Below are 17,948 nucleotides of genomic sequence, written 5' to 3'. Positions count from 1 at the left end.
CGAGGGCCGCCGGCCCGCGCGGCGGCCCCGGGCGGGAACTCAGGCGACGGGGCCGCGGGCGGCCTCGTAGGCGGCGCCCACGCGGTAGAGCCGGTCGTCGGCCTGGGCCGGCGCGAGGATCTGCAGCCCGACGGGGAGCCCGTCGTCGCCGGAGAGCCCCGAGGGCACCGACATGCCGCAGTGCCCTGCGAGGTTGGTCGGCAGCGTGAACAGGTCGAACAGGTACATCGCCAGCGGATCGCCGACCTTCTCCCCCAGCTTGAACGCCGTGGTGGGGGTGGTCGGCGAGACGATGACGTCCACCTTCTCGTAGGCCTTCGCGAAGTCGGCGGCCAGCAGCGTGCGCACCTTCTGGGCGCTGCCGTAGTAGGCGTCGTAGTAGCCGGAGCTCAGCGCGTAGGTGCCGATCATGATGCGCCGCTTGACCTCCGGTCCGAAGCCGGCCTCGCGGGTGAGCGCCATGACCTCCTCCGCGGAGTGGCTGCCGTCGTCGCCGGCGCGCAGGCCGTAGCGCATCGCGTCGAACCGGGCGAGGTTCGAGGAGACCTCCGACGGGAGGATCAGGTAGTACGCGGCGAGCGAGTACTGCAGCGTGGGCAGCGAGACCTCGACGACCTCGGCGCCCAGGTCGCGCAGCTGCTGCACGGCCTTCTCGAAGGACGCCTGCACGCCGGCCTCCGTGCCCTCCGCCCCGAATTCCTTGACGAGTCCGACGCGCACGCCGGTCAGGTCGCCCACTGCGCCGGCCCGGGTGGCCGCGACCACATCGGGCACCGGGGCGTCGAGCGAGGTGGAGTCGCGCGGATCGTGCCCGGCGATGACCTCGTGCAGCAGCGCGGTGTCGAGCACGGTGCGCGCGCACGGGCCGCCCTGGTCCAGCGACGACGCGCAGGCCACGAGCCCGTAGCGCGAGACCGCGCCGTAGGTGGGTCGCACGCCGACGGTCGCGGTGAGCGACGCGGGCTGCCGGATGGAGCCGCCGGTGTCGGTGCCGATGGCGAGCGGCGCCTCGTGCGAGGCGAGGGCCGCGGCGCTGCCGCCGCCCGAGCCGCCGGGGGTACGGTCCGGCGCCCACGGGTTGCGGGTGACGCCGTACGCGGAGTTCTCGGTCGACGAGCCCATGGCGAACTCGTCCATGTTGGTCTTGCCGAGGATCGGGATACCGGCGGCGCGCAGGGTGGCGGTGACTGTCGCGTCGTAGGGCGGCGTCCAGCCCTCGAGGATCTTGGACCCGCAGGTGGTCGGCGCGTCGGTCGTGGTGAACACGTCCTTGAGCGCCAGCGGCACGCCCGCGAGGGCCGAGGCGGGTTCGTCGCCGCGGGCTCGGGCCTCGTCGACGGCGCGGGCGGCGGCGAGGGCCTCCTGGCCCGAGACGTGCAGGAACGCGCCCAGGTCACCGTCGACCTCGGCGATCCGGTCGAGGTGGGCCTGGGTGACCTCGACGGAGCTGAGGTCGCCGGAGGCGATCTTCGCGGCGAGGTCGGCGGCGGTGGAGCCGGTGATCTCGGTGGTGGCACGCAGGTCGGTCACGGTCACTCCTCCCCCAGGATGCGCGGCACCGCGAAGCGGTCGCCCTCGCGGTTGGGTGCGCCGGAGAGCGCCTGCTCGGGGGTGAGCCCGGCGACCGGGGCGTCGGGCCGGTTCACGTTCACGTTGCCCACGGGCAGGGTGAGCGGCGCGACGTCGGCGTTGGCGTCGTCGGAGCCGACCTCGGTCACCACCTTCACGTGCTCGAGGATCGAATCGAGCTGTGTGGCGAACACGTCGAGCTCGTCGTCGGTCACGGCGAGGCGCGACAGCCGCGCCAGGTGCGCGACCTCGTCCCGGGAGATGGCAGACATGCCCCTGATCCTATGCGGCGCCGCGAACCGACCGGCTACCAGGCGTGTGTCACGACGCCCGACGGTGCGCCGGTGTCGCCTGTCATCGTCAGTCCCGAGCGCCCACCACGCGGTAGCGGCCGCAGAGGAAGGCCTTGTTGCGCGCCCACTCGACCAGCTCGAAGTCGAAGGCCCGCGGGAACAACGGCCGCCCGGAACCGACGGTGGCGGGCGCGTAGCTGATCACGACGTCGTCGAGCATCCCCGCCTCGGCGAACTGGGCCGCCAGGTCGCCCCCACCGACCACCCACACGCCCTTGTCCCCGGCCGCCGCCTCCAGCGCGGCGCGGTGCGACGCCGGATCCCCGGCGATCAGGCGGATCGACTCGTGCAGGAGTTCGGGCTCCCGATGGGTGAAGACGAACGTCGGGTAGTCCGCGTACGGCCACAGCTCATCCGATTCGGCGATGTGGTCGACGACCCACTGATAGGTGGTGTATCCCATGGCGATCGCGCCGATCCCGGCCATGAACTCCTCGATGTTCAGCGGCCCGCCGTCGTCGATCGGCTGGCTGAGAAGCCAGGCGAGACTGTCGTTCTCGTCGGCGAGGAAGCCGTCGAGGGTGGACGCGGTGTAGTAGCTGTAGGACGTCATGACGTTCCTCCCGTGATTCTTCGGTGCCAGATGATGGGATCGGGGTCGAGCTCGGCGGTGTCCATGGCCACGCCGGCGTCCGCGAGCATCCAGCGGGCCAGGAGACGACGGTGCGCCGAGAAGGTCAGTTCGTGCGCGACGATCTGTGAGAGCAGGAAGGATTCGGGCGGATCGCACAGCGCGTCGATCACCCGGTCGCCCCAGGCTCCGCGCCGCTCGATGTCGCGGATCACGGCGAGCCACTGCGGGGAGATCCGGTCGTGGTGCGCCCGCAGCGCAACGGGTGCGTCGTCGGGGTCGCGCTGCGGATCCGGGTCGCCCGCGATGGTCGCGAGCCAGGGCTCCGCGCTGTGCACGAGATGCCAGAGCACCTGCGCGAGTGACTCGTCGGGTCCGTCCCAGCTCCGCGGACGCGATCCGGGGAGCCGAGCCTTGTGGTACTCGTCGCCGGGCAGCCGCGCTGCGGCGTCGAGCAGCGCTCCGATGTCGGCGGCGTCGTGCTGGACCTGCAGCGCGAGAACGTCGCCCGCCGAATCCTCGTGCCCCTCTGTGGCATCGACGTACAGCACGGTCGGCGAGTGGAAGTGCAGGCCGTTGGGCGCCGGGAGCCAGTGCCCGACGGTGCGCGGCAGTCCCGTGGGCGAGTGCCCGTAGGCCCGCGCGAAGGCGCGGATGAACCCCTCGACGGACTCGTACCCGGCGGCGAAGGCCGCGTCGGTCACCGTCGACCCGCGCTGCAGCTGCCACGCCGCGCGTTCCAGGAGCACCCTGCGGCGCAGGGCGACCGGGGACTCCCCCGCCCCGGAGCTCACCAGCCGGGAGAAGTGGAAGGGCGAGGTGTAGGCGCCGGCGGCCATGGCGTCGAGGCTGTCGTGCGGGTCGGCGAGGACGGCCTCGAGGAGGCGGCGCAGAGGATCGGCGGGTTCGGGCATGCAACCAGTATCGACCGCCCGGCGCCGCCGTCGCTTGACCGTTCTTGCTCGGTCAGCCGCTACCTCTCCAGCCAGGGTTTGATCCTGGCCGTGACCCACGGCAGCACGAGGAACACCATGAGCGGCGTGTTGATCAGCGTCGCGACGAGCGTGCGACCGACGAGGCCCCAGCCGTGCCCCGGCAGGAAGTCCAGGTGCGGCAGCACGAGGAAGTTGATCAGAAGCGACAGCGGGAAGAAGCCGAGCCAGATGGCGACGGCCTGCTTCCAGCGCGGCGGCACGACGGTGACGGGCGCGGCGACGGGCCCGTCACCGGTGCTTCCGTCCGCCTGCGGCGAGAACCAGCCCTCGATCCCGGACAGCCGGTGGGTGGCCGTCTCCACGGCCATCCCCTCGCCGCGCTCCAGCCAGTGCTTGCGGACACGGGACCGCTGCCATGCGGCGAGCTCGTCGTCGGAGCCGAAGCGGTAGATCACGAAGTACTCATCGGGCTCGTCCACGGAGCGGACCCAGCCGCCGCCGAGGAATCCCGAATACGTGCGGGCGAGCGCGATTCCGGCATCGGTCCAGGCGATGAAGTCGTGTTCGCGGCCGGGGGCGATGCGTCGGGCGACGGAGGTGAGCGAGGCCTTGTGGGCCGCGGGCGCCTCCGAGTGGGTGTCGGTGGGCATGCACATCAGTGTCGGGTCCCGGGCTCCCCGGCACCAACCGGGAGGGGTGTGATCTTGCCGACGCCGCGCCAGGATCTGCGTCCGCCGGAGCGTGATGCCACAATCGACGCGTGTCCTACCTCCTACGCGTACGCCTGACGGACCGGCCCGGCAGCCTCGGCTCACTCGCCGTCGCCCTCGGTTCGGTGGGCGCCGACATCCTCTCGCTGGACGTCGTGGAGCGCGGCGAGGGTTACGCGGTCGACGATCTGGTCGTCGACCTCGGCCCGCAGTCGCTCCCCGACACGCTGATCACCGCGGCGGAGGCGCTCGACGGGATCAAGGTCGATTCGATCCGCCCGTACGCGGGCGTCCTGGACACGCACCGCGAACTGGAGCTGATCGACAAGGTCGCCGGCGCGGGACGCGATCAGTTGCAGATGCTGGTGGACCAGGTACCCCGGGTGCTGCGGGTGGGCTGGTGCGCGGTGCTGGCCAACAATCCGGACACGGACTGGCCGGTGTTCGGTTCCTCCGGCCTGCCGGAGACGCGCCCGCCGCACTTCGACTTCCTGCCGCTCTCGGGCCCCGCCGCGCTCGACGCCGAGGCCGACTGGGTGCCGGACACCTGGCAGCAGATGGACACCAAGCTCGCCGCCGCTCCGCTCGGAGCGATCGGCAAGGTGGTGCTCGTCGGCCGCCCGGGCGGCCCGGACTTCCGCCCGTCCGAGGTCGCCCGCCTCGGTTACCTCGCCGGCATCGTCGCGACGGTCCTGGTGAAGTAGGAGCAGCCCGTTGCCGTCGATGTCGCAGGCCGAGGCGATCTTCTGCCGCACCCCGGTGTGGCGCGCGGCCGCGCGGCACGTGATCCTCCCCTGGGCGTTGCAGGGCTTCCGTCCCCGCGGGAGCGTCCTCGAGATCGGGGGCGGGAGCGGTGCGATGGCCGCAGGGCTCGTCGCGGGCAGCGAGGACGGAACGACGCTCACCGTGACCGATTTCGACCCGGCGATGGTCGCCGCGGCCCGCGCGAACGTGGTCCGCGCCGACTCCAGGATCTCGGCTCGGGTCGCCGACGCGACCCACCTCCCCTTCGACGACGGCTCCTTCGACGCCGTGGTCTCCTTTCTCATGCTGCACCATGTGATCGACTGGGAGGAGGCGCTCGCCGAGGCGGTACGAGTACTGCGCCCGGGAGGCACGCTCGCGGGCTACGACCTCCTCTCCACGGCGGCGGCCCGTGTGGTGCACCGCCTGGACCGGTCGCCGCACCGGTTCATCGAGCGCTCCGAGCTCGAGCCGGCACTCGCCGCGCTGCCGCTCCGCGACCTGTCCGTCGCGCACTCCCCGGGCCTGGCACGGTTCCGCGCCACGAAGGCCTGACACGACCACCGCGCGGCGCCTTTCGGGCGCTTTCGGACACCCCCTTGCGTATTTGTATATACAGCGCTATACATATCAGCGTGTGACTCACCGCACACCCCCGATCGCCCGCTAGGAGTCCCCGTGACCGATCTCGGTTCCACGCTGGTGCGCGGCCTGTCCGCGCGGCACATCAGATTCATCGCGCTCGGCTCCGCCATCGGCACGGGCCTGTTCTACGGCTCGGCCCAGGCCATCCAGTCCGCCGGTCCGGCCGTCCTGCTCGCGTACATCATCGGCGGCGCCGCGATCTACGTCGTGCTGCGCGCCCTGGGCGAGCTCGCGGTCCGCAATCCCGTGGCGGGGTCGTTCGGCGAGTTCGCCTCCGCGAACCTCGGGCCGCTCGCCGGATTCATGACCGGATGGACGTACATCTTCGAGATGATCGTGGTCGCCCTCGCCGACGTCACCGCGTTCGGTGTCTACATGGGCTTCTGGTTCCCGGACGTCCCGCGCTGGATCTGGGTCCTGTCGATCATCTTCTTCATCGCTGCCGTGAACCTGGTGGGGGTCAAGACGTTCGGCGAGCTCGAGTTCTGGTTCACCCTGGTCAAGATCGCCGCGATCATCGCCATGATCGCCGGCGGCGTCGCCGTGCTGATCTTCGGCTTCGGACTGCACGACACCTCGCAGGGCGTCTCGAACCTCTGGTCGCACGGGGGCTTCTTCGCCACCGGGATCGGCGGATTCCTCGGCTGTTTCGCCATCGTCATCTTCGCGTTCGGCGGCAGCGAGATCATCGGCATCACCGCCGGCGAGGCGCAGGACCCCGAGAAGACCATCCCGCGCGCGGTGAACACCGTCCCCGTGCGGATCCTGCTGTTCTACGTGCTGACCCTCGCCGTGATCATGGCGATCATCCCGTGGGACGAGATCAGCGAGGAGCGCAGTCCTTTCGTGCAGATCTTCGAGGCGCTCGGCGTGGGCCCCGCGGCGGCGGTGCTCAACGTCGTGGTCATCACCGCGGCGCTCTCCGCGATCAACAGCGACGTCTTCGGCGCCGGCCGGATGCTGTTCGGTATGGCCCAGCGCGGACAGGCCCCGCAGGCGCTGACCAAGGTGTCGCGCAACGGCGTTCCGTACCTCACCGTGGTGATCATGGCCGGCGCCCTCCTCGTGGGCGTCGTGCTCAACTGGCTGATCCCCGAGAACGTGTTCGCAGTCATCGCGTCGATCGCCACCTTCGCCACCATCTTCGTATGGCTGATGATCCTGGCGGCGCAGTACAAGTCGCGGCGATCGATGACTCCTGAGCAGGAGGCGGGGCTGAAGTTCCCCGTACCGCTGTGGCCGTACGGCCAGATCGTGACGATGGCCTTCCTCGTGTTCGTCACGGTGCTCCTCGCCTTCAGCGACGACACCCGCGTCGCTCTCTACGTCGGCGCCGCCTGGCTGGGCATACTGGCCGTGGCGTTCCGTTTCCTCCCCCGTACCCCCTCGATCGAACTGGAGAAGATCTGATGACCACCGTCACCGTCGGCATCGGCGCCGTCAGCCCGGAGGACGTCCTGCGGGTCGCCCGCGAGGGCGCCGCCGTGGAACTGTCCCGGGAATCGCTGGACGCCATGGCCGAGACCCGCGCACACATCCGCGCGCTCGCCGACAGCCCCGAGCCGGTGTACGGCGTGTCCACCGGGTTCGGCGCGCTCGCCACCCGGCACATCCCGATGGAGCTGCGCAAGCAGCTGCAGCGCAGCCTGATCCGCTCGCACGCGGCCGGGTCCGGCCCGGAGATCGAGCGCGAGGTGATCCGCGGCCTCATGCTGCTGCGCCTGTCCACGCTGGCCACCGGGCGCACCGGCGTGCGCCCCGAGGTGGCGCGGACGTACGCCGCGATGCTCACCGCGGGCATCACCCCCGTCGTGCACGAGTACGGCAGCCTGGGATGCTCCGGTGACCTCGCGCCGCTCGCCCACTGCGCCCTCGCCGTCATCGGCGAGGGCGATGTCCGCACGGCCGACGGTGCGCTCGTCCCCGCCGCCGACGCCCTCGCCGCGGCCGGCATCACCCCGGTCGTACTGGAGGAGAAGGAGGGGCTCGCGCTCATCAACGGCACCGACGGCATGCTCGGCATGCTCGTCATGGCGTGCCACGATCTGCGCGGCCTCCTGAAGCTGGCGGACATCACCGCCGCGATGAGCGTCGAGGGCCTGATGGGCACGAACCGCGTCTTCGCCGCCGATCTGCAGGCCCTCCGCCCGCAGCCCGGCCAGGCGCTGGCAGCGGCGAACATGACGCGCCTGCTGGACGGTTCGCCGATCGTCGCGAGCCACCGCGAGGACACCACCGTGGTGCAGGACGCCTATTCCCTGCGCTGCTCGCCCATCGTCACGGGTGCCGCCCGCGACACCGTCACCCACGCCGAGACCGTGGCCGGGTACGAACTCGCCAGTGCGGTGGACAATCCCGTCATCACCCTCGACGGGCGGGTCGAATCGAACGGCAACTTCCACGGCGCGCCCGTAGCGTACGTGCTGGACTTCCTGGCGATCGTCGCGGCCGATGTGGCGTCGATGAGTGAGCGCCGCACGGACCGATTCCTGGACAAGGCCCGCAATCACGGCCTGCCGCCGTTCCTCGCCGACGATCCGGGCGTGGACTCCGGGCACATGATCGCGCAATACACGCAGGCCGCCATCGTCTCCGAGCTGAAGCGGCTCGCCGCCCCGTCCTCCGTCGACTCCATCCCCTCCTCCGCGATGCAGGAGGACCACGTGTCGATGGGCTGGTCGGGCGCCCGCAAGCTGCGCCGCGCCATCGACGGCCTCACCCGGGTGCTCGCGATCGAGGCGCTCACCGCGGCCCGCGCCATCGACATGCGCGCGCCCCTCGAGCCCGCCGCCGCGACCGGTGCGGTGCGGGACCTCATCCGCAGCCGCGTCGAGGGCCCGGGCACGGATCGGTATCTCGCACCCGAGATCGAGGCCGTTGTCGAGCTCGCCGCGTCCGGTGCGCTCGTCGACGCAGCGGAGAAGGTCACGGGCCCGCTGTCCTGATCGGACGCGGTCACGAGAGTGAGATGGCCGCTCGGGCCATGCGCGCAAAGCATGACCCCGTCTTCGCAGGTGAGAAGCAGGATCAGATGGTGGGGCCATGCGTCGTGCACATGGCCCCACCATCCGGGCCGTGCCGGCCCCCTGTGCTCAGACCACAGATCGACGACGCCACCGGGGCCGGCACGCCCGCCCTTCCGCTTGGCGGCTTCCCACAGAAGCGTGGTCCCCGTTGTGGCGGTCCACGAACCGTTCAGCGGCGGGTGACGATGCGGTGGATCAGCCGGGCGGCGGTGCGGGCCGTGCGGTTGTCGACGTCCAGCGACGGGTTCAGCTCGGCGATGTCGAGAAGGCGGAGCTTACCGCTCGCCGCGACCACGTCGCACACCCGCGAGACGACCTCCAGCGGAACGCCGAGTCCCGCTGGGGCGGAGACGCCCGGAGCGACGGCCGCGGGCAGCACGTCGAGGTCGATCGTGAGGTAGACGGCGTCGACGCCGGCGAGGAAGTCCTGCACGAACGCCTCGACCGCGGGCATCGACAGCACGCCGCACTCGTCGTCCTGCAGGTACCGCACGCCGAGTCGCTCGGCCTCGTCGAACAGCGCGCGCGTGTTGCCCGGCTGCGAGATCCCCACGACGGCGTAGTCCAGGCGTCTCCCGAGCCCCGCCTCGCGCAGCGCCATCTGCCGGAACGGAGTGCCGGAGCTGGGCCGAGGTGCGTCGCGAAGATCGAAGTGCGCGTCCAGGTTCAGCACACCGAGGCGCGCGCCGTCGGCGACGGCGCGCGAGTCCGCTATACCCAGGTAGCTGCCGTACGCCACTTCGTGGCCGCCGCCGAGCACGACGGGGAGTCCGCCGCCGTCGAGCACGGACGCGACTGCCGCGCCGAGCCGCGCCTGTCCCGCTTCGAGGTCGTCGTCACCGGTCACGACCACGTCGCCGAGATCCGCGATCCCCGGGTCCGACTGCAGCGCCATCGATCCCAGGGCACTGCGCAGCGCGGCGGGACCGCTTGCGGCACCGGGGCGCCCCAGGTTCCGGACCACCCCGGCGTCGGAGGCGAAGCCGATGAGCGTGGTTCCGCGGCCCTGCGCCCCCGTACGCACGGCGTTGTGCCAGCGCAGGTGCTCGGAGCCGGGGCCGTCGTCCCGGCCCGTCCAGTCCGACGGTGCGCGATCCACCGTCACAGCGCCACTCCCGCCGCGAAGACGCGCGACACGAGCGGCACGCCCGGGCGGTACGCCAGATGCAGGTGCGACGGCGCGTCGAGCACCATCAGGTCCGCCCGCATGCCCGGGCGCAGCGCGCCGACGTCGGTACGGCGCAGAGCAGCCGCTCCACCCGCCGTGGCGGCCCAGACCGCCTCGTCCGGGCTCATGTGCATCTCCCGCACCGCGAGGGCGATGCAGAACGGGATGCTCGTGGTGTAACTGGTGCCCGGATTGCAGTCGGCCGCAAGGGCGACCGTGACGCCGGCGTCCAGGAGCGCACGCGCGTCGGGGTACTTGTTCCGGGTGCTGAAGTCCGCTCCGGGCAACAGGGTGGCGACGGTGCTCCCGCCCGCGAGGGCGTCGACGTCCTCGGCGGTGGTGTAGGTGACGTGGTCCACGGAGGCCGCGCCCAACTCCACCGCGAGCCGCACGCCGGCGCCGTAGGTGAGCTGGTTGCCGTGCACGCGCGGCACGAGCCCCGCCGCGGCGCCCGCGGAGAGCACCGCCCGCGACTGCTCCTCGGTGAACGCGCCCTCCTCGCAGAACACGTCGATCCACTTCGCGCGTGACGCGCAGGCCGGGATCATCTCGTCGATCACCATCGCGACGTAATCGTCTTGGCGCCCGGCGAACTCGGGTGGCGCGACGTGCGCCGCGAGCAGCGTCACCTCGTCGGAGACCCCCGCGGCCACGTCGAGGCTCCGCGACTCGTCGCGCACCGTCTGGCCGTATCCGGTCTTGATCTCCAGGGTGGTGGTCCCCTGCGCCCGTGCCTCCGCCGCGAGCCGTGCGGCGTTGGCCGAGAGCGCTTCGTCGGAGGCTCCGCGGGTCGCTGCGATCGTGGTGCGGATGCCGCCCGCGCCGTACGCGGCGCCGGTCATCCGCGCCGCGAACTCCTCGGCCCGGTCGCCGCCGAACACGGTGTGCGAGTGGCTGTCCACGAAACCCGGCAGCACTGCTCGGCCGCCGGCGTCGATCCGGGTGCCGGCGGCACCGTCGGGAACTCGGGCCGACGGGCCGACCCACTGGACGGCACCGTCGCCGATCACGACGGCGGCATCACGGATCACCCCGAGCCGTCCCTCGCCCGCCTCGGGGTCGTTGGTGACCAGCGTGCCGATGCCGTCGATCAGCGTCCACCCGGCCGACATCAGTTCTCCTGCATGGGGATGCGGACGCCGCGCTCGCGGGCGACCTCGTTCGCGTACTCGTAGCCGGCGTCGGCATGGCGGATCACGCCCATGCCCGGGTCGTTGGTGAGGACGCGCTCCAGCTTCTGCGCGGCCAGGTCGGTGCCGTCCGCGATGCACACCTGGCCGGCGTGGATGGAGCGGCCCATGCCGACGCCGCCGCCGTGGTGGATCGACACCCAGGAGGCGCCCGACGACGTGTTGACCAGCGCGTTGAGCAGCGGCCAGTCGGCGACCGCGTCGGTGCCGTCGGCCATCGCCTCGGTCTCGCGGTAGGGCGAGGCGACGGATCCGGAGTCGAGGTGGTCGCGGCCGATGGCCAGCGGGCCGATCTCGCCGTTCGCCACCATCTCGTTGAACTTCAGGCCGGCGCGGTGCCGCTCGCCGTAGCCGAGCCAGCAGATGCGGGCGGGCAGCCCCTCGAAGTGGACCTTCTCCCCCGCCATGGTGATCCAGCGCTTGAGGTGCTCGTTCTCGGGGAACAGCTCGAGGATCGCCTTGTCGGTCTTCGCGATGTCCTCCGGGTCGCCGGAGAGGGCGGCCCAGCGGAACGGGCCGAGGCCCTCCTCGAACAGGGGGCGGATGTAGGCCGGCACGAAGCCGGGGAACTCGAAGGCGCGGTCGTAGCCGCCCTTGCGGGCCTCGTCGCGGATCGAGTTGCCGTAGTCGAAGACCTCGGCGCCGGCGTCCTGGAACTCGACCATCGCCTTGACGTGCGCGGCCATCGACTTCTGGGCCTGCTCGGTGAAGTACACCGCGTCCTTCTCCGCCATCTTCTGCCAGTCCTCGACGTCGATGCCGATGGGCAGGTACGACAGCGGGTCGTGCGCGGAGGTCTGGTCGGTGACGATGTCGATGGGCGCCTTGCGCGCGAGCAGCGCCGGGAAGACCTCGGCGGCGTTACCCACCAGGCCGATCGACAGCGGCTCGCGGGCGTCGCGCTTGGCGATCGCCAGCTCCAGTGCCTCGTCGAGCGACGCGGCCTTGGTGTCGAGGTAGCCGTGGGCGATGCGCCGGTCGATGCGCGACTCGTCGACGTCCACGCAGATCGCGACACCGTCGTTCATGGTGACCGCGAGCGGCTGCGCCCCGCCCATGCCGCCCACGCCGGCGGTGAGCGTGATGGTGCCGGCGAGAGTGCCGCCGAACCTCTTGCGCGCCACGGCGCCGAAGGTCTCGTAGGTGCCCTGCAGAATGCCCTGGCTACCGATGTAGATCCAGGAGCCCGCGGTCATCTGGCCGTACATCATGAGGCCCTCGGCCTCGAGGTGGCGGAAGTGCTCCCAGTTCGCCCAGTCACCCACCAGGTTCGAGTTGGCGAGCAGTACCCGCGGCGCCCACGCGTTGGTGCGGAACACGCCGACGGGCTTGCCGGACTGGACGAGCAGCGTCTCGTCGTCGTCGAGGGTCTTCAGCGTGGCGACGATGGCGTCGAACGCGGCCCAGCTGCGCGCGGCCCGGCCGGTGCCGCCGTACACCACGAGATCGTCCGGGCGCTCCGCAACCTCGGGGTCGAGGTTGTTCATCAACATGCGCATCGCGCCCTCCTGCTGCCAGCCGCGGCAGGCGAGCTCGAGGCCGTGCGGGGCGCGCACCGGGCGGGCGCCGGCGGAGAAGTCGTGGGTCATGGGGCGGTCCTCTCGAAGGGACGGGTCGGGCTGTCGTGATCCATGACACGTCGCGCCGCCCCATCCCGGCCAGGCCCGACACCCATTAGTCTCGGATCCGAGACAGGATCTGGTCGACGGTGCGCCGGGTAGGCTTTGCACGGCAGAGGAGGTTCGGCGGTGACGATTCAGGACACGGAGGTCGCGTCGCTCTTTCGCGCGCACCGCCTGCCCGGCCCGGCCTACCGCCGGCTCAAGGACCTCATCGTCGAACAGATCGGCACCGGGCGGTGGACCGAGGGCCAACAGCTCCCGGCGGAGACACAGCTCGCGAGTTCCCTGGGCCTGTCCCGGATGACCGTCAACCGCGCGCTGCGCGAGCTCACCGCCGAGGGCCTGGTGGTCCGCACGGCGGGGGTCGGCTCCTTCGTCGCGAAACCGAAGGCCAGCTCGGCACTCTTCGAGGTCCACTCGATCGCCGACGAGGTGGTGGCGCGCGGCCACCGCCACCGCGCCGACGTACTCACGCTCGCAGCCGAATCCGCCGATCCACGGGCGGCGGTCGACCTGGACGTGCCGGAGGGCGCACGCGTCTTCCACTCGGTGCTCGTGCACTACGAGGACGACCGCGCCATCCAGCTGGAGGACCGGCTCGTGGTGCCCGCGCAGGCGCCCGACTACCTGGCGCAGGACTTCACGCATCGCACGCCGCACGCCTACCTCATGGACATCGCGCCGCTCATGCGCGGTGAGCACGTGGTGGAGGCCGTCGTGCCCGGCGCCGAGGAGCGCCGCCTCCTGCAGCTCGACGAGCACGAGGCGGGCCTCCTGATCCGGCGCCGCACCTGGTCGCACGACAGGGTGGTCTCCGCCGCGCGCCTGCTGCACCCGGGTACCCGCTACCGCCTGGAGGGCGTGTTCGACGCGTAGCCCTGCTCCGGCGAACGCCCCGAGATCCGCGTGGTCAGCCGCATCGCGCCCTCACGCAACAGATGTCCGACGGTGCCGGGCTCGGGCAGCGCCAGGGATCGGCTCCACGTGGTGGACAGCGCAGCGACGGGATGGCCGCTGTGGTCGAAGACCGCCGCGCCCACCGATTGCAGGCCCGGCGTGACCTCCTCCACCTCGCCCGCCCAGCCCCGCTCGCGCGTCTCGGCGAGTATCCGGTGCAGCGCGGCCAGGCTGCGCGGGCCGCGGCCGGTGCGGCTGACGAGCGACGCCGACCGCGTGTACAGGGCCGCGACCTGAGGCTCCGGCAGCGCGGCCAGGATCGCGCGGCCGTTCGCGGTGAGGTGCGAGGGCAGCCGCACTCCGATGTCGGTGATCAGGGAGACCTCCGCCGCGGGCCCCGACGACGGGCGCTCCTTGAGCAGGTACAGCGTCTCGCTCCCGTGCAGTACCCCCAGGTGCACAGCCTGTCCCAGCTGGATCGCGAGGCGGTGCAGGATGGGCTGCGCCAGCCGTTCGAGCGGTGCGTGCCGGAGATACGCGGACCCGATCTCGAACGCCGTCACGCCGAGCCCGTAGCCGTTCTGCTCCGGGAGGTGCACGACGAATCCGCGGTCCTGGAGCACCGTGAGGATGTGATACACCGAGGAGCGCGGCAGTTCGAGTTCCCGGGCGAGCACCGCCGCCGACACCGGCCCCGGCTTCGTGGCCAGGAGAAGCAGGATGTCGAGGGCGCGGCCCACCGCGGGAGATGCGCTCACTCGCTCGGTGGCCCCTCGGCGAGCAGCTTCTCGAAGGCGGCCTCGTCCAGGATCGGCACTCCGAGCTGTTCGGCCTTGTCGGCCTTGGACCCCGGCGAATCCCCGATCACCACGTAGGCGGTCTTCTTCGAGACGCTGCCCGCGGCCTTGCCGCCGCGCACCAGGATCGCCTCCTTGGCCTCGTCCCGGGAGAAGTTCTGCAGCGAACCGGTGACCACGATCGAGAGCCCCTCGAGCGTGCGCTGTACCGATTCGTCGCGCTCGTCCTCCAGCGTCACGCCCGCGGCGCGCCAGTTCTCGACGATCTCGCGGTGCCAATCGACCGTGAACCAATCGATCACGGCCTCGGCGATCGTGCGGCCCACGCCGTCGACGTCGGCGAGCCTGTCCACGTCCGCCTCGGCGATGGCGTCGAGGCTGCCGAACTCCTGCGCGAGCGCCCGCGCGGCGGACGGCCCGACGTGCCGGATCGACAGGCCCACGAGCACCCGCCACAGCGGCTTCTGCTTGGCCACAGCGAGATTGGCCAGCAGGCGCTGGGCGTTGGCGGACAGCGCACCGTCGTCGTTCGTGAACAGGGGCACCTGTTGCAGGGAGTCCTCCGTGAGGGAGAAGACGTCGCCCTCGTTGTGCAGCACCGGCGATGCGGTGAGCGCCGTGGCCGCCTCGTAGCCCAGGCCCTCGATGTCGAAACAGTTCCGGCCGGCGAGGTAGAACAGGCGCTCGCGCAGCTGCGCGGGACAGGTCTCGGTGTTGGGGCAGCGGATGTCCGCGTCCCCCTCCTTCGACGGCGCCAGGGTCGCCCCGCACTCGGGGCAGGTGACCGGCATGACGAAGGCGCGTTCGGTGCCGTCGCGCAGGTCCACCACGGGCCCGAGCACCTCGGGGATCACGTCACCGGCCTTGCGAATGGTCACGGTGTCACCGATGAGCACGCCCTTGCGCTGCACCTCGGACGCGTTGTGCAGCGTCGCGAACTCCACGGTGGAACCCGCGACGGTGACGGGGGCCATGTAGGCGTACGGCGTGACCCGGCCGGTGCGGCCCACGTTGACCCGGATGTCCAGCAGCTTGGTCGTGACCTCCTCCGGCGGGTACTTGTAGGCGATCGCCCAGCGCGGGGCGCGGGACGTGGCGCCGAGCCGGCGCTGCAGGGTGATCTCGTCGACCTTCACCACGAGACCGTCGATCTCGTGCTCGGGGTCGTGCCTGTGCTCCCCCCAGTAGAAGACGCGGTCCACCACCGCGTCGGCGCTCGTGACCTGCTTGGTGTGCTCGGACACCGGCAGTCCCCAGGCGGCGAGCGCGCGGTACGCGTCGTGCAGCGAGGCGGGGGCCCAGCCGCCCTCGATCCGGCCCAGGCCGTGACAGATCATGCCCAGCCTGCGGCGGGACGTCACCTGCGGGTTCTTCTGGCGCAGTGAGCCGGCGGCGGAGTTCCGGGGGTTGGCGAACGGGGGCTTGCCCTCGGCCACGAGGCCCGCGTTGAGCTCCTCGAAGTCCGACAACCGGAAGAACACCTCGCCGCGCACCTCGAGCACCGACGGGATCGGGAACTCGTCCGACGGGGTGAGCCGGTGCGGCACCTCGCGCAGGGTGCGCGCGTTGAGGGTGACGTCCTCGCCGGTGCGGCCGTCGCCGCGGGTGGCCCCGCGGACCAGATTCCCGTCCTCGTAGACCAGGTTGAGGGCGACACCGTCGATCTTGAGCTCGGTGAGGAACACGACCTCCGAGCCCACCTCCTTCTGGATGCGGGCGATCCAGTCGCGCAGCTCCCCCTCGTCGAACACGTTGTCCAGCGACATCATCCGCTCGAGGTGGTCCACCGCGGTGAACTCCGTCGAGAAGCCGCCGCCGACCAGTTTGGTGGGCGAATCCGCGACCGCGAGCTCCGGGAACGCCGACTCCATGTCCTGCAGCCGGCGCAGCAGCGCATCGAACTCGCCGTCCGAGACCACCGGCGAGTCCTGCACGTAGTACCGGAACTGGTGTCCGCGGACCTCCTCCGCGAGCTCCTGCCACGCGCGCCGGTCGTCCTCGGTCAGTTCCTTCGACATGCGTGCCAGATTAGTCGAGGGGTCCGACACCCCGGCGCGGTAACGGGCCGCCCGGGCGCTGCGAAGTACCTCGTAGGGGGTATCCAGCCCGCGGTGCCCCGAGGTCCCACGACGGAAGGAACGCGCCATGCGCATCGTTCGCATCGTCGCCGCGGCCACGGCCGCCTGCGGCACCGCCGCCACGCTCACCACCGCGGGCCCGGTGGCCGCCGATGTCGGCCCCGTCTGCTCGAGCAACCCGACGGGCGTGGAGGCGCAGGGCCGCACCGCCCTGCGTTCGGAGCCGCTGAAGACTCCGACGATCGTCCCCGGCCGGATGATGGTCACGGCGGTCGCCAACCCGTGGAGGACCGACACCGACTGGCACGCCGCCCTGTCGTGGCGCAACACGAACACCGGGCTGCGCGGCACCGCGTCGACCTCCCCGACGCCGGTGGGCCGGGCCGTGTTCAACCACGTGCCGACCGGTTCGGGCACGGTGGTGTTCACGGTGCGCGTCAACAGGATCGGGATCAACCCGCCCGTCCTGGAGTGCCACGGGGTCGCGCGCATCGCCTGACGTCCCCGGCCCAGCTCGGCGGCGAGCCGCTCGCGGAGCGGATCACGACCGGGCGCGCGCACCCGGGCTCACCTCAGGGCCGGCCCCATCGCGGTGGCGAGCCCCTCCAGGTACCTCTCCGCCGCCTCCTCGCTCGAATCGTCCACGGGGTACAGCACGTCCGTGACCCCGGCGTCCGCCCATCGGGCGAGTCGGGCGGGATCCGGTCGGCCGTCGAGGGCGACGATGCGCGGCGCGCCGTCGCGCCCGTTCTCCCGCCACGCCCGCGCGAGTCGCCCCGCGGCCTCGCCGATCCCCCGATCCTGCGGCGTCGTGATCCAACCGTCCGCGTACTTGGCGATCCACGCGAAGTTCTTGTCGGTGCCGCCCGCGCCCACGAGGACCGGGACGGCCCCGGGCGGCTTGGGCCACGCCCAACTCGGCCCGAAGGAGACGAATTCGCCGTCGTACGAGGCCTCCTCGTCCCGCCACAGCGCCCGCATCGCCTGCAGGTATTCGCGCAGCATCGTCCGGCGGCGGCCCGCGGGGACGCCGTGGTCGGCGAGCTCATCGAGGTTCCAGCCGAATCCGACGCCGAGGGTCACGCGCCCTTCCGACAGGTGGTCGACGGTGGCGATCGTCTTGGAGAGGGTGATCGGATCGGACTGCACGGGAAGCGCGACGGCGGTCGCGAGTTCGATGCGCTCGGTCACCGCGGCCGCGGCGGCCAGCGAGGTCCACGGATCGAGGGTGCGCAGGTAACGCTCGTCGGGGAGCTCCGAGGTGCCCGTCCCCGGGTGCGCCGCATCGCGACGAGTGGGGATATGTCCGTGTTCGGGCACGAAGTACGAGGCGAAGCCGGCCGCCTCGACGAGCGGCGCGAGCCTGTGTGGAGGCACCCCCTTGTCCGACGTGAACTGGACTATTCCCACGCGTACACCGTGTTCCACCATCCCCGAAGTAGAACACGTTTCAATCGTTCGGCAGGGAAGTTTTGTCGCAAACAAATCGGATATTTACCAATGACGCGAATACCCGTGACACAGATCACGTTGCAGGCTTAAAGTCCTCCCATGACAGCCATTGCTGTCATCGACCCAGGTCAGTCGAGCCAAGGAAGTCCTCCATGTCGATCACACCGGACACCCCCATCGTCAACTCGTCG

The 17,948-nt window shown here is 71.3% G+C and carries 17 protein-coding genes; 6 read left to right on the top strand and 11 right to left on the bottom strand.

Annotation, left to right across the window (positions count from 1 at the left end; translation table 11 throughout):
* Positions 1 to 39: 39 nt before the first annotated feature.
* The 5 genes from gatA to BN39_RS18580 all read right to left on the bottom strand — a co-directional run bounded on the left by gatA (position 40) and on the right by BN39_RS18580 (position 4,078).
* Positions 40 to 1,536, bottom strand: coding sequence for an Asp-tRNA(Asn)/Glu-tRNA(Gln) amidotransferase subunit GatA (gene gatA, locus BN39_RS18600; RefSeq protein ID WP_019203957.1), 1,497 nt, complete (start codon positions 1,534 to 1,536; stop codon positions 40 to 42).
* Positions 1,533 to 1,841: an Asp-tRNA(Asn)/Glu-tRNA(Gln) amidotransferase subunit GatC gene (gene gatC / locus BN39_RS18595; RefSeq protein WP_019203956.1), complete on the bottom strand. Its 309-nt coding sequence runs from the start codon at positions 1,839 to 1,841 to the stop codon at positions 1,533 to 1,535. Before gatC ends, gatA begins: the two co-directional genes overlap by 4 nt.
* A gap of 88 nt (positions 1,842 to 1,929) precedes the next feature.
* Positions 1,930 to 2,475: a dihydrofolate reductase family protein gene (locus BN39_RS18590; RefSeq protein WP_019203955.1), complete on the bottom strand. Its 546-nt coding sequence runs from the start codon at positions 2,473 to 2,475 to the stop codon at positions 1,930 to 1,932.
* Positions 2,472 to 3,407 carry an AraC family transcriptional regulator gene (locus tag BN39_RS18585; protein ID WP_019203954.1) on the bottom strand — a complete coding sequence of 312 codons (936 nt, stop codon included), beginning with the start codon at positions 3,405 to 3,407 and terminating at the stop codon, positions 2,472 to 2,474. The genes BN39_RS18590 and BN39_RS18585 overlap by 4 nt, the downstream gene beginning before the upstream one ends.
* 59 nt (positions 3,408 to 3,466) lie before the next feature.
* On the bottom strand, positions 3,467 to 4,078 hold the full coding sequence (locus BN39_RS18580) for an antibiotic biosynthesis monooxygenase (RefSeq protein WP_019203953.1): 612 nt from the start codon (positions 4,076 to 4,078) through the stop codon (positions 3,467 to 3,469).
* A 110-nt stretch (positions 4,079 to 4,188) separates the two neighbouring features.
* Between BN39_RS18580 and BN39_RS18575 the strand changes: the two genes are divergently transcribed.
* The 4 genes from BN39_RS18575 to hutH all read left to right on the top strand — a co-directional run bounded on the left by BN39_RS18575 (position 4,189) and on the right by hutH (position 8,472).
* The gene (locus BN39_RS18575; RefSeq protein ID WP_019203952.1) at positions 4,189 to 4,842 is read left to right on the top strand and encodes an amino acid-binding protein; all 654 of its coding nucleotides are present in this window, start codon (positions 4,189 to 4,191) and stop codon (positions 4,840 to 4,842) included.
* Between the two features lie 19 nt (positions 4,843 to 4,861).
* On the top strand, positions 4,862 to 5,437 hold the full coding sequence (locus tag BN39_RS18570) for a class I SAM-dependent methyltransferase (protein ID WP_019203951.1): 576 nt from the start codon (positions 4,862 to 4,864) through the stop codon (positions 5,435 to 5,437).
* Between the two features lie 123 nt (positions 5,438 to 5,560).
* Entirely contained in the window at positions 5,561 to 6,937 is a 1,377-nt protein-coding gene (locus tag BN39_RS18565; RefSeq protein ID WP_019203950.1) for an amino acid permease, read from the top strand.
* Entirely contained in the window at positions 6,937 to 8,472 is a 1,536-nt protein-coding gene (gene hutH, locus BN39_RS18560; protein ID WP_019203949.1) for a histidine ammonia-lyase, read from the top strand. Before BN39_RS18565 ends, hutH begins: the two co-directional genes overlap by 1 nt.
* Positions 8,473 to 8,722: 250 nt before the next feature.
* Here hutH and hutG read toward each other — a convergent pair whose 3' ends face one another.
* From hutG to hutU, 3 genes are read right to left on the bottom strand one after another with little or no spacing between them, the layout of a single operon-like run.
* Positions 8,723 to 9,658 (bottom strand): formimidoylglutamase, encoded by a 936-nt coding sequence (gene hutG, locus BN39_RS18555; protein ID WP_019203948.1) that lies wholly within the window; start codon positions 9,656 to 9,658, stop codon positions 8,723 to 8,725.
* Entirely contained in the window at positions 9,655 to 10,833 is a 1,179-nt protein-coding gene (gene hutI, locus BN39_RS18550) for an imidazolonepropionase (protein WP_019203947.1), read from the bottom strand. The genes hutG and hutI overlap by 4 nt, the downstream gene beginning before the upstream one ends.
* Positions 10,833 to 12,500, bottom strand: a complete 1,668-nt coding sequence (hutU, locus tag BN39_RS18545; RefSeq protein WP_019203946.1) for a urocanate hydratase — start codon at positions 12,498 to 12,500, stop codon at positions 10,833 to 10,835. Before hutU ends, hutI begins: the two co-directional genes overlap by 1 nt.
* A 159-nt stretch (positions 12,501 to 12,659) precedes the next feature.
* Here hutU and hutC point away from each other — a divergent pair, with 159 nt between their 5' ends.
* Positions 12,660 to 13,409: a histidine utilization repressor gene (gene hutC / locus BN39_RS18540; protein WP_019203945.1), complete on the top strand. Its 750-nt coding sequence runs from the start codon at positions 12,660 to 12,662 to the stop codon at positions 13,407 to 13,409.
* On the opposite strand, the gene BN39_RS18535 is transcribed toward hutC, so the two are convergent.
* On the bottom strand, positions 13,379 to 14,188 hold the full coding sequence (locus BN39_RS18535) for an IclR family transcriptional regulator (protein WP_040768693.1): 810 nt from the start codon (positions 14,186 to 14,188) through the stop codon (positions 13,379 to 13,381). The genes hutC and BN39_RS18535 overlap by 31 nt on opposite strands.
* Entirely contained in the window at positions 14,185 to 16,245 is a 2,061-nt protein-coding gene (ligA, locus tag BN39_RS18530) for an NAD-dependent DNA ligase LigA (protein WP_019203943.1), read from the bottom strand. Before ligA ends, BN39_RS18535 begins: the two co-directional genes overlap by 4 nt.
* A 127-nt stretch (positions 16,246 to 16,372) precedes the next feature.
* Between ligA and BN39_RS18525 the strand changes: the two genes are divergently transcribed.
* On the top strand, positions 16,373 to 16,804 hold the full coding sequence (locus tag BN39_RS18525) for a hypothetical protein (protein ID WP_019203942.1): 432 nt from the start codon (positions 16,373 to 16,375) through the stop codon (positions 16,802 to 16,804).
* A 68-nt stretch (positions 16,805 to 16,872) separates the two neighbouring features.
* On the opposite strand, the gene BN39_RS18520 is transcribed toward BN39_RS18525, so the two are convergent.
* Positions 16,873 to 17,736, bottom strand: coding sequence for an LLM class F420-dependent oxidoreductase (locus BN39_RS18520; protein ID WP_019203941.1), 864 nt, complete (start codon positions 17,734 to 17,736; stop codon positions 16,873 to 16,875).
* Between the last annotated feature and the right edge of the window lie 212 nt (positions 17,737 to 17,948).

The sequence above is a fragment of the Tsukamurella sp. 1534 genome (assembly GCF_000312385.1).
In the GTDB taxonomy this organism is placed as follows: domain Bacteria; phylum Actinomycetota; class Actinomycetes; order Mycobacteriales; family Mycobacteriaceae; genus Tsukamurella.
This window is presented reverse-complemented; position numbering and strand designations above follow the sequence as displayed.

Excerpts from the sequence above, each read along its gene's own strand:
- hutI (WP_019203947.1), bottom strand. The coding sequence starts at position 10,833 with ATGTCGGCCGGGTGGACGCTGATCGACGGCATCGGCACGCTGGTCACC.
- ligA (WP_019203943.1), bottom strand. The coding sequence starts at position 16,245 with ATGTCGAAGGAACTGACCGAGGACGACCGGCGCGCGTGGCAGGAGCTC.
- BN39_RS18580 (WP_019203953.1), bottom strand. The coding sequence starts at position 4,078 with ATGCCCACCGACACCCACTCGGAGGCGCCCGCGGCCCACAAGGCCTCG.
- BN39_RS18525 (WP_019203942.1), top strand. The coding sequence starts at position 16,373 with ATGCGCATCGTTCGCATCGTCGCCGCGGCCACGGCCGCCTGCGGCACC.
- BN39_RS18570 (WP_019203951.1), top strand. The coding sequence starts at position 4,862 with ATGTCGCAGGCCGAGGCGATCTTCTGCCGCACCCCGGTGTGGCGCGCG.
- hutU (WP_019203946.1), bottom strand. The coding sequence starts at position 12,500 with ATGACCCACGACTTCTCCGCCGGCGCCCGCCCGGTGCGCGCCCCGCAC.
- BN39_RS18520 (WP_019203941.1), bottom strand. The coding sequence starts at position 17,736 with ATGGTGGAACACGGTGTACGCGTGGGAATAGTCCAGTTCACGTCGGAC.
- BN39_RS18590 (WP_019203955.1), bottom strand. The coding sequence starts at position 2,475 with ATGACGTCCTACAGCTACTACACCGCGTCCACCCTCGACGGCTTCCTC.
- gatC (WP_019203956.1), bottom strand. The coding sequence starts at position 1,841 with ATGTCTGCCATCTCCCGGGACGAGGTCGCGCACCTGGCGCGGCTGTCG.
- BN39_RS18585 (WP_019203954.1), bottom strand. The coding sequence starts at position 3,407 with ATGCCCGAACCCGCCGATCCTCTGCGCCGCCTCCTCGAGGCCGTCCTC.
- hutH (WP_019203949.1), top strand. The coding sequence starts at position 6,937 with ATGACCACCGTCACCGTCGGCATCGGCGCCGTCAGCCCGGAGGACGTC.